Raw genomic sequence first — 11,519 nt, forward strand, 5'->3', positions numbered from 1 at the left:
AACTACTTTTTATCGTGTTTATCCGTGTACATTTCTTCAATTTCGTCTTGATACTTGTCGTTAATCACTTTGCGACGCAGTTTCTGAGTAGGAGTCAGCTCCCCATCATGCATAGAAAAAGCTTTAGGCAGTAGTTTAAATTTTTTGACCTGCTCAAATTTGGCCAATTCTTTCTGCAACCCATTAACCCGCTTCTCTAGCATTTCAACAATTTGGTGATGCTTAATCAACTCAACACGGTCTTGGTATTTTATATTGAGCTCTTTTGCGTACTCTTCTAAAGAGTCATAACAAGGCACAATAAGTGCTGAAACAAATTTACGGGTATCAGCGATCACGGCAATTTGTTCAATAAAGTGATCTTTACCAATCGCCCCTTCGATCATTTGTGGGGCAATGTACTTGCCACCAGAAGTTTTCATTAACTCTTTGATACGGTCGGTAATGAAAAGGTTACCGTTTTCATCAATATGGCCTGCATCACCCGTCTTCAAAAAGCCATGTTCATCAAACGTTTTTTCCGTTTCTTCTGGCATTTTGTAATAGCCACGCATGACCATCGGACCACGAACTAAAATCTCGTTGTTGTCACCAATCTTAACCTGAGCCCCTGGCATAGACATACCAATCGAGTCTGGGTTGAAACACTTATCATCCCAACACGATACGGTCGCGGTAGTTTCTGTCATGCCGTAGCCGAGCTTAACGTTGATACCAAGAGCATGAAAGAAGCGGCCAATGGTCTCGTCTAACTTAGCGCCACCACACGGCATAAAATTAATATTACCGCCCAGCAGAGCACGCAATTTGGAAAGTACGATTTTATCCGCTAAAGCGTGCGACTGTTTCAATAACAGCGAAGGTTTACGACCTTGCTGATGACAAAGCGCCATCTTAGCGCCCATATTGACTGCCCAAGTAAACATCACTTTGCGAATAAATGGCGCTTTGGCGACTTTTTCGTGAATGGCTGAGAAGATCTTCTCGTAGAAACGCGGTACCGCACACATTACCGTCGGCCGCACTTCACTCAATGCGTCACGCACTTGCATGGTGTCTGTGAGGTAACAGTTAGTCGCGCCTTTGTACAACACATAAAACGTCCATGCTCGTTCAAATACATGCGATAGCGGCAAGAAACATAATGACACATCAGATTCTGATAAGCTCAGGCGCTCATCGTGTCCCTCAAGCTGAGCAGCAATGTTCGCGTAATCGAGCATCACCCCTTTTGGCTGGCCTGTTGTGCCAGAGGTGTAGATAAGGGTAAGCAGATCATCAAAGTTAGCTTGTTCAAGACGAGCATCCAACTCTTGCTGCTGGTCACTGTCAACATTGGCAATAAACTGCTGCCAACCAATGGCAAAGTCGTGATTACCTAAGTCGACGTCATCTGACATCGCGACAATCAACTCAAGGTCTGGGCACTGTTGGAAAATATCGACTGCGGCATCGAATTGTTCCTGCTCACCGACAAACAACATTCTGACATCAGCATCTTGCAAAATGTACGCAGATTGCGCTGCGGTATTGGTCGGATAAATAGGGACAGTAACAGCACGCAACTGCAATGCGGCAAAGTCTGCCAACGTCCATTGTGGCATGTTGTTGGAGAAGATCCCGATCTTGTCCTGAACTCGGATACCTTGAGCTAATAGTGCAAGGGAAAGCGCATCCACCTGCTGACCAAACTGCTTCCAGCTAATGCCGTTCCACATATTGCCGACTTTATGTTTAAGTGCAATACGGTCACCACGTTGTGCAATCTGGTTTCGGATTCGTTTTACAATATGAAAATCTAGGTTGCCCATCTCTATTACCTTTAGCTTACACATGTAAGCTTTAATCAGCGCACAAGTGTACATTTCGCACTAAAAAAGGCAACTGATGGACGTCAAAGTTATCAATATAAATAGTAAAAACCTTGAATAACGCACGCCATCCAAGGTTTAAAAGTCATTCGCTGATTTCGGCTATTTTAATGCCACCACATCGCCACAAATCATCATCAGTTGATCACGTAACCAGATATGACCTTTATCCTTTTCACTCGACTCATGCCAACTAAGGAATCCACTAATTTGGCCATTTCCAAATGGGAATGCTAACACTTGTAACTGCTCTTTATTGGCGGCATTTTCAACCATCCAACGTGGTGCTATCGTGACTAATTCGGATTGGCCAACAACGTACAATACATTACTTAAGCTTGTGCCTTCATAATACGCTTGTACATCGAGGTCTCGATACGCTTGTTCAGAGAAGCTACGCTGGCCATGTACTTTCGATAGTTTAGCGTGTCGCTCACTAACAAGGCGCTCTGGAGTAACATTAGCTTGAATACGAGGGTGTGATTTAGACGTAACCACCACCAACTCGTCTTGAAAAATCTCAGTGCTTGAGAAGCCTTGCTCATCAAAACGAGCGTAATCAATCACAAAGTCAACCTCTTGATAGCGCATACGTTCTGCTAAATGACGGTCAAACTCAGCATCAAGGTGAAGTTGAACATTCGGTGCTGTGTCATGAATCGTCGTCATAATTTTAGGGGCAAAACGCATATCACACGGGCTGCATATCGCTAGTTTAAATAGACGAGTCGATGCTTCAGGAGAAAACATCGAACATGGTAACTCGTTACGGATAAGCTGCAGCGCTTGGCGAACCGGTCCAAACAGTTGACGAGCCCGCTGAGTCGGCTGAATTCCACGTCCTTGACGCATAAACAGCTCATCATTAAACATCACTTTCAACCGCGCAACAGCATTACTCACAGCTGGCTGTGACATCCCTAAATTGTGCGCAGCACGGGTAATATTTTGCTCTTGCATGACAGCATCAAACACCGTCAATAAGTTTAAATCTACTCCACGCAGAGTGCTTTCCATTCGGTAGCTAGCGATAGCACTCATGGACTCTTTTTTGTCAATCATCGGCAAAGCCTCATTAATTCTTAAACATATGGTTTAGTCATTCGACAGTTGGTTGGAATAGAAACCTGTGCTTCATCTATCTATTTGTATTTATCTGTTAGATGTGTCGTAACGAATCATTACTATCTACGAATCATTTAGCGTTTAGCAATAAGATTGACAATTAATCAGTATTTTTTACCTATAGCTTGAAATTTACACTTAATAACAACAAGTTAGACTTATCATAAAAAAATATAAAGCCGGGTTATTTATAGATATATATAATAATTTGCGATTATTCTGATAGAGCGAACTGTCTCTCTAGTTATCATTCTGTCTTATGGATAAGCCATTCAATCTAGAAGCACCACCAATGAATGGCGCAATATTTAGTAGCTGAGAGAGTATTTGAGAGAGCATTTGAGAGAGTATTAAAGATAAGTCACATAGCTTGGGAAATCGACTTTCTCCCACAACTCTTGGCATAATTTCGTCTGATCCTCCCACTGACCTTGTTTAATCCAAGCAACAATAGCAGCAGCGACATCCGGATAACCCACACTCTCGGCACTGGCTTCATCTAACCAATTACGCACTATCGAGGCATTAAGATAATCCATGCAAGTTGCCAAACCTAGATCTTCTAAGGTCGCGACATTACTGACTTGCTCAAACTGACCACTCAACGGTTTCAAAAGTAATTTTTTACCAAGCGTTAGCGCTTCAGAAGGTAACTCAAATCCACCATTAGCAATCACTCCCTTGCACCGGGTGAGATAACGGTGGAAATCATCGAAGCTAAGTGGCATCCAATTAATATTCTCAATAGTACTCGGCTCTATCACTTGGGGATGAAAACAAACAAAATGTTGGGTAGTAAATCGAAGCAAGAGATCGGTAATATCAGTCATGCTTTCAAATGGTAAATAGACTAAAACAAATGAGTCTTGACCGACATTGGCCTTGGGCGTGCTGACAATTGGTGGCAGTAACAGCTGGTCAAAATGATACCAATGTAGACCAATATGATACTGAGCAGGCGCAAAGTGATGAATCACTTGCTTGTCGATCCAGTTCGCACCTTTTAGCGGAACACGGTAGCGAAACGCATTTTGGTGGCTGATACTGATCGACGGGATATCACACAATTTAGCCGCCCAAGCGGAAACTGGCTCAAAATCATTCAATACGAGATCATAACCGCGGAGATCGAGCTGTTGGACATCTCGCCAAAACTGCCACAAATTATTACTCAGTATAGTTTTAGGGTAACTGACTTGGCCTTTCTCACTGGCAAAGGATAAACCGCGCCTTGTCATATAATCACCAAACGGCGTCATAGCGAAATACTTATTCCGCTCACGTCCACTGAATAGGTAATCCACATCAAAGCCCTGATCGACTAAATGATCTGCCATCGCTCGAGCTCGCGCAATATGCCCATTGCCTGTTCCTTGTACCCCATAGAGTATTCTCATCCACTAAACTCCCATGACCGACAGCGCTAAGTGAGCACAGGCGATACCAAGTAATGCTCCCAATACCACATCGGTAAAAAAGTGAACTCCGAGTAATATTCGAGAGCCGGCAATCAAGATCGCCCATAGATACGCGAATAATGCCACATCAGCATAAAAAACACTGACCACGGTAGCAATTAAGAACGCGGCGGCGGTATGTCCAGACGGCAAACTATAACGATCAAAAGGGGTCACAAATGAAGTAACCAGCTCCGATAGCTCGTTTGGACGACGACGCTTGAAAAGGTTTTTAGTCAGCCAGTAGATAGGCCGTTCAATGCTAAAGGCGAGTAAACATACGATCAGAAACTGTTTGCCTTCGAGTCCTCCAAACCAATAAGCCATCACGCCAAACATCGCATAAAGATGACCATCTCCAGTATGAGAAACCGCTTTACTTATCCGTGAAGCTGGATGGGCAAACTTGTGCTGTAAACAAAACAGAGAGAATGCCAAATCAAACTTGGCAATAGGTTCGATAGAACGCATAACCGTCTCCAGGTATTGACCATGTGAATTTCAAATTTAATTGGGTCGAGTGACAGATTGGTGAAGGTTTAGCGGAGATTCGATGACACGCGTCAATTCATACAGAACTGCCGATTTTGTTGAATGCTCACCGTTAACTCAGCTTAGATGAATAAAAAATAGCTTTTAAGGTTGACGTTACGAGTTGAGTGCGGTACTAATTTGTTAACTTAAATTTGTGGTTTATTTAACGCCCGAATAGGAATCGTTAACAATGATCAATCGTTTTTCTCTCCTGCTGCGCCTCCTCCTTATCGTGACCAAATCGCGCGGGTAGGCTGTGGAAGAAAAATAACCACACAGAATGACACAGAACCCGCACTCAGATGCGGGTTTTTTTATACCTAGCTTGTAGCTAAGCAATGGAAGTAAACGATTAACTGATGTTAAACACATCAAATCACTAAGGAAGTAAGCATGAACGATCAAGTCATTATTTTCGACACCACATTACGTGATGGCGAACAAGCCTTGTCAGCAAGTTTGACGGTTAAAGAGAAACTGCAAATTGCCTATGCGCTTGAAAGGCTCGGCGTTGATGTCATTGAAGCAGGCTTTCCTGTTTCATCGCCTGGTGATTTTGAGTCCGTCCAGACCATTGCCAAAAATATCAAGAATAGCCGAATCTGTGCACTTTCACGCGCGGTCGCAAAAGACATTGACGCCGCAGCCGAAGCGCTCAAAGTTGCCGACCAGTTCCGTATCCACACCTTTATTTCTACTTCGACAGTACACGTTCAAGATAAATTACGCCGCAGCTACGAGGATGTGGTCGAGATGGGCGTCAAAGCGATTAAACACGCCCGCCAATATACCGACGATGTAGAGTTCTCTTGTGAAGATGCTGGTCGTACACCGATTGATAATTTATGCCGTATGGTTGAAGCCGCGATTAATGCTGGCGCGAGTACCATTAATATTCCAGATACCGTGGGATACACGGTACCAAGCGAGTTTGGCGGTATTATCCAAACCCTTTTCAACCGCGTACCAAATATCGATAAAGCGATTATTTCTGTGCACTGTCATGATGATCTTGGCATGTCGGTTGCGAACTCGATTGCAGCGGTACAAGCCGGCGCTCGTCAGATCGAAGGCACTATCAATGGCATTGGCGAGCGCGCAGGTAACTGCTCACTAGAAGAGATCGCCATGATCCTCAAGACCCGTCAAGAGCTACTCGGCGTGCATACTAGATTGAAACACAACGAAATCCACCGTACCAGTAAACTGGTGAGCCAGCTTTGCAACATGCCCATTCAAAGCAACAAAGCCATCGTTGGTGCCAATGCCTTTAGTCACTCTTCCGGCATCCACCAAGATGGAATGCTAAAGAACAAAAATACCTACGAAATTATGACGCCAGAATCGATTGGCCTGAAAAACAAAGCGCTAAACCTTACCAGTCGCAGTGGCCGAGCTGCGGTGAAGAGCCATATGGATTCAATGGGCTATAAAGAGGAAGAGTACAATCTTGACGCTTTATATAATGACTTCTTGAAGCTGGCTGACCGTAAAGGACAAGTGTTCGATTATGACCTTGAAGCACTAATGCATTTCGCCAACTTACGCGAGGAAGATGACTTCTACAAATTGAACTACTTAAGCGTGCAATCTGGCAGCGTGATGGCGACGACTAGCATCAAAATCCAATGTGGCGAAGAAGAGCTCGCTGAAGCGGCGGTTGGCAACGGTCCAGTGGATGCGCTTTACCAATGTATCTATCGTGTTACGGGTTATGATATTGTGCTAGATAAGTTTGATTTGACCGCTAAAGGCGAAGGTGAAGATGGTTTAGGCCAAGCGGACATCATCGCTAACTATAAGGGCCGAAAATACCACGGCACTGGTGTTTCAACCGATATTGTTGAAGCCTCAGGTCAAGCGCTATTGCACGTCATCAACAGCATTCATCGTGCCGATGAGATCGCAGAAATCAAACAAAAAAAAATCGCAACAGTATAAAAAGAGGCTCTGGGGACGTGAGTACTCTGGGGCAAGAGAAAAATTAAAGGATTAACATGACAGACAAATCATACAAAATTGCCGTTCTAGCTGGTGATGGCATTGGCCCTGAAGTAATGGCTCAAGCTAATAAAGTGTTAGATGCGATTGAAAAGAAACACGCGATTACGTTTCAACGCGATGAGCACGATGTCGGTGGTATTGCGATTGATAACCACGGTTGCCCATTACCAGAAAGCACCATCAAAGCGTGTGAAGAATCCGATGCTGTTCTATTCGGTTCAGTCGGTGGTCCAAAGTGGGAACACCTTGCGCCAAACGATCAGCCAGAACGAGGCGCATTGCTTCCACTGCGTAAACACTTCCAACTGTTTTGTAACCTGCGCCCGGCAAAAATCCATAACGGCTTAGAATCATTTTCGCCTCTACGTGCCGATATCTCCGGCAACGGTTTTGATATCGTCGTCGTACGTGAGCTAACTGGTGGTATCTACTTCGGCCAGCCCAAAGGTCGCGAAGGTGAAGGCGCAAATGAGAAAGCGTTCGACACAGAGATCTACCATCGCTTTGAGGTTGAGCGTATCGCAAAAATCGCCTTTGAATCCGCGCGCTTGCGCAATAAAAAAGTCTGCTCCATCGACAAAGCAAACGTCCTGCAGAGCTCAATTCTATGGCGTGAAGTGGTCGAAGAGATTGCGAAAGATTACCCAGACGTTGAGCTGTCACACATGTATATCGACAATGCAACAATGCAGCTTATCAAAGACCCAGCTCAGTTTGATGTTATGTTATGTTCCAATATCTTCGGCGACATCATCTCAGATGAGTGTGCAATGATCACAGGTTCAATGGGCATGCTGCCTTCTGCTAGCCTAAACGAAAGTCAGTTCGGCCTTTACGAGCCTGCTGGCGGCAGTGCACCAGATATCGCGGGTAAAAACATTGCAAACCCAGTGGCTCAAATTCTTTCGGCAGCACTAATGTTACGTTACAGCTTGGGCGAAGAAGACGCTGCACAAGATATTGAAACAGCGGTCTCTAAAGCGTTATCAGCAGGAGAGCTGACAGGCGATCTGTCTGGTGATAAACCAGCATTATCGACATCAGAGATGGGCGATAAGATCGCAGCCTACATTTTAAACTCTTAAATAAATTTCATAATAATTATTCGCTGCTGATAAGCCGTTATTAGCAGCCATACACAGGATAGTGAAATGGGTAAAACATTATACGAAAAGGTCTACGACGCTCACGTCGCCGTCGCCGCTGAGGGGGAAACCCCGATTCTTTATATTGACCGCCATTTAGTACACGAAGTCACTTCGCCTCAAGCGTTCGACGGTCTGCGTGAAAAAGGTCGTAAAGTTCGTCAAGTGAGTAAAACCTTTGCAACGATGGACCACAACGTTTCAACACAAACCAAAGACATTAACGCTTCCGGAGAGATGGCACGTATCCAGATGGAAACGTTATCAAAAAACTGTGAAGAGTTTGGCGTTACCCTTTACGATCTTAACCACAAATATCAAGGCATTGTCCACGTGATGGGCCCAGAGTTAGGTATCACCCTACCTGGCATGACCATTGTGTGTGGAGACTCACATACTGCTACACACGGTGCTTTTGGCTCACTAGCCTTTGGTATTGGCACATCAGAAGTTGAACACGTTCTAGCCACGCAAACGCTTAAACAAGCACGCGCCAAGACCATGAAAATTGAAGTCAAAGGCAAAGTTGCCTCTGGCATCACTGCGAAAGATATCGTGCTCGCCATCATTGGCAAAACTACAGCAGCTGGCGGTACTGGTTACGTGGTTGAATTCTGTGGTGAGGCGATTACTGACCTGACAATGGAAGGTCGCATGACCGTATGTAACATGGCGATTGAGCTAGGCGCCAAAGCTGGCCTTATTGCGCCTGACCAAACCACATTTGATTACATCAAAGGTCGTAATTTCTCGCCTAAAGATAGCGACTTCGACGCTGCGGTTGAGTACTGGAAAACCCTCAAGACCGACAGTGATGCCAAGTTCGATGCAGTGGTAACACTCAACGCCGCCGACATCAAACCTCAGGTCACTTGGGGGACGAACCCAGGGCAGGTGATCGCAGTAGACCAACCAATTCCTTCGCCGGAAAGTTTTGCTGACCCAGTAGAAAAGACATCTGCAGAAAAAGCGCTCGCTTACATGGGACTTGAGGCGGGTAAATCCTTGTCTGACTATAAGGTCGACAAAGTATTTGTCGGATCTTGTACCAACTCTCGCATTGAAGATATGCGCGCCGCGGCGGCAATCGCCAAAGGACGAAAAGTGGCTCAACACGTTCAGGCTCTGATTGTTCCAGGCTCAGAACAGGTCAAAGCCCAAGCCGAGTCGGAAGGTTTGGACACTATTTTTAAACAAGCAGGCTTTGAATGGCGTCTGCCAGGCTGCTCAATGTGTCTCGCAATGAACAATGACCGTTTAGGTCCACAAGAGCGCTGTGCATCAACATCAAACCGTAACTTTGAAGGACGTCAAGGGCGTGATGGTCGTACTCATTTAGTTAGCCCTGCCATGGCGGCGGCCGCTGCTATTGCGGGTCATTTTGTCGATATTCGTGAGTTCGATTAAGGAGAATCAACATGTCAGAATTTAAACAGCACACCGGCTTAGTTGTCCCTCTAGATGCAGCGAACGTTGATACCGATGCCATAATTCCTAAGCAGTTTCTACAAAAGGTTTCACGTCTGGGATTTGGTAAACATCTTTTCCATGATTGGCGCTTTCTTGATGATGCTGGAGAGCAACCAAACCCAGAATTTGTTATGAATGCACCACGCTACCAAGGCGCTTCCATCTTACTCGCACGTGAGAACTTTGGTTGTGGTTCTTCTCGTGAGCACGCACCTTGGGCACTAGCGGATTACGGCATCAAAGCGATGATCGCACCTAGTTTTGCTGATATTTTTTATGGCAACTCAATTAACAACCAGATGGTTCCCGTTCGTCTTACAGAACAAGAAGTGGATGAACTGTTCCTGTTTGTTGAACAAAATGAAGGCGCAGAGATTGAAGTCGACTTAGAAGCCAATAAAGTTCGCGCCAACGGCAAGGAGTACTCATTTGAGATTGACGCTTTTCGCCGCCATTGCTTGCTAAATGGTCTAGACAACATCGGTTTAACACTGCAACACGAGGATAAAATCGCTGAATTTGAAACGAAGATTCCATCTTTCCTGCAGTAATAACGATGATTAATGACTAATAAGGTTGGCCAACGCCAACCTTTTTTATTGAAAGTAAATAGTCGCTGTTACGGTCTACAATGACATAATATTCCAGATGGAAACCTTTATGAAAAAACTATTTGCTCTGATACTTTCTTTCGCCTCATTCAATGTACTTTCTGCGCCCCAATCTGTCCCCTGGCCGTATTGGAATAACAGTCAAGAAAACAGTACTACTATGGTTGATCATCAAGCTTGGCAGACGCTACTCGACCGTTACCTGATTAAAGAGGGGGATTATGCTCTGTTTCGATACACCGCCGTGAACGCCAAAGACAGTGCCTATCTCAGTCGTTACATCGAGACCCTAAGTCAACACGATCCTTTGCAGCTAAGCCAAGCGCAGCAATATGCGTATTGGGTGAACCTCTACAATGCTATTACAGTAAGCCTGATCATCGACGCATACCCGATTAAATCAATTACCAAATTAGGTGGTCTATTTAGCTTTGGACCATGGGAAGATGAAGTCGTTACGATTAATGGTAAAGATCTGACATTAAATGATATCGAGCACCGAATTCTCCGACCGATTTGGAATGACCCGCGCACCCACTACGCGGTCAACTGCGCAAGTTTAGGTTGCCCTAACTTGCAACCTCAAGCATTTACCGCAGAGAACACTGAAAGACTTCTTGAACAGGCAGCCAAAGAATTTATTAACGCTGACAAAGGTGTACTCGAACTCGATAAGAGGATTCAACTCTCATCCATTTATGAGTGGTTTGCAGATGATTTTGGCAATACTGCACAACTTAAACAACATATTAATCGTTATCGTCATCAACCTTTATCATCATTAGAAAATGTTGATTATGAATATGATTGGTCGTTAAACGAAAAGAAATAGTTAGAAAATCGAGACTTCGATACGGGATTATTTACGCTTCTGAAATGAAAAAGACCTCAGCATTGCTGCTGAGGTCTAAATAAGAACCTGGCGATGTCCTACTCTCACATGGGGAGACCCCACACTACCATCGGCGCTAATTCGTTTCACTTCTGAGTTCGGCATGGAAATCAGGTGGGTCCAAATCGCTATGGTCGCCAAGTAAATTCTTTTTACTTTAGGCTATTAAAAATAGCATAAAATACTCTAAGTGGTGCTGATACCCAGAATCGAACTGGGGACCTCATCCTTACCAAGGATGCGCTCTACCGACTGAGCCATATCAGCATGTTCTTTCGTCCCGGCGGACTAAAAAAGCCCGCTCTTTCAAACGGGCTCTTTTAACTATCGTCTTCACCTGTAAAAGGCAAACACTAAATTAAAGCCTGGCGATGTCCTACTCTCACATGGGGAGACCCCACACTACCATC

The 11,519-nt window shown here is 44.8% G+C and carries 9 protein-coding genes, 1 tRNA gene and 1 rRNA gene; 5 read left to right on the plus strand and 6 right to left on the minus strand.

Translation table 11 applies throughout. The features are described 5' to 3' along the window. Positions 1 to 2: 2 nt before the first annotated feature. The 4 genes from CDZ87_RS14235 to CDZ87_RS14250 form a co-directional block, all read right to left on the minus strand. A complete protein-coding gene (locus CDZ87_RS14235; protein ID WP_100754139.1) occupies positions 3 to 1,811 on the minus strand; it encodes an AMP-dependent synthetase/ligase in 1,809 nt (602 codons plus the stop codon). A 162-nt stretch (positions 1,812 to 1,973) separates the two neighbouring features. After that, complete coding sequence (gene leuO / locus CDZ87_RS14240; protein WP_100754140.1) at positions 1,974 to 2,933, minus strand: transcriptional regulator LeuO; 960 nt, start codon at positions 2,931 to 2,933, stop codon at positions 1,974 to 1,976. Between the two features lie 413 nt (positions 2,934 to 3,346). Next, positions 3,347 to 4,393, minus strand: coding sequence for an MJ1255/VC2487 family glycosyltransferase (locus CDZ87_RS14245; RefSeq protein ID WP_100754141.1), 1,047 nt, complete (start codon positions 4,391 to 4,393; stop codon positions 3,347 to 3,349). A gap of 3 nt (positions 4,394 to 4,396) precedes the next feature. Continuing rightward, a complete protein-coding gene (locus CDZ87_RS14250) occupies positions 4,397 to 4,924 on the minus strand; it encodes a phosphatase PAP2 family protein (RefSeq protein ID WP_100754142.1) in 528 nt (175 codons plus the stop codon). Positions 4,925 to 5,380: 456 nt separating this feature from the next. On the opposite strand from CDZ87_RS14250, the gene leuA reads away from it, so the two are divergent. The 5 genes from leuA (at position 5,381) to CDZ87_RS14275 (ending at position 11,049) form a co-directional block, all read left to right on the plus strand. Continuing rightward, a complete protein-coding gene (leuA, locus tag CDZ87_RS14255; protein ID WP_100754143.1) occupies positions 5,381 to 6,928 on the plus strand; it encodes a 2-isopropylmalate synthase in 1,548 nt (515 codons plus the stop codon). A 56-nt stretch (positions 6,929 to 6,984) separates the two neighbouring features. After that, positions 6,985 to 8,076, plus strand: a complete 1,092-nt coding sequence (gene leuB / locus CDZ87_RS14260) for a 3-isopropylmalate dehydrogenase (RefSeq protein ID WP_100754144.1) — start codon at positions 6,985 to 6,987, stop codon at positions 8,074 to 8,076. A 66-nt stretch (positions 8,077 to 8,142) separates the two neighbouring features. Further along, positions 8,143 to 9,543 carry a 3-isopropylmalate dehydratase large subunit gene (leuC, locus tag CDZ87_RS14265; protein WP_100754145.1) on the plus strand — a complete coding sequence of 467 codons (1,401 nt, stop codon included), beginning with the start codon at positions 8,143 to 8,145 and terminating at the stop codon, positions 9,541 to 9,543. Between the two features lie 11 nt (positions 9,544 to 9,554). After that, positions 9,555 to 10,157, plus strand: coding sequence for a 3-isopropylmalate dehydratase small subunit (gene leuD / locus CDZ87_RS14270; RefSeq protein WP_038174283.1), 603 nt, complete (start codon positions 9,555 to 9,557; stop codon positions 10,155 to 10,157). Positions 10,158 to 10,266: 109 nt separating this feature from the next. Further along, on the plus strand, positions 10,267 to 11,049 hold the full coding sequence (locus CDZ87_RS14275) for a DUF547 domain-containing protein (RefSeq protein ID WP_100754146.1): 783 nt from the start codon (positions 10,267 to 10,269) through the stop codon (positions 11,047 to 11,049). 85 nt (positions 11,050 to 11,134) lie between these two features. Here CDZ87_RS14275 and rrf read toward each other — a convergent pair. Further along, positions 11,135 to 11,251: ribosomal RNA gene (gene rrf, locus CDZ87_RS14280) — 5S ribosomal RNA — on the minus strand. 49 nt (positions 11,252 to 11,300) lie between these two features. After that, positions 11,301 to 11,376 (minus strand) — tRNA-Thr (locus tag CDZ87_RS14285). Between the last annotated feature and the right edge of the window lie 143 nt (positions 11,377 to 11,519).

It is taken from the genome of Vibrio salilacus (genome assembly GCF_002811245.1).
GTDB lineage: Bacteria > Pseudomonadota > Gammaproteobacteria > Enterobacterales > Vibrionaceae > Vibrio > Vibrio salilacus.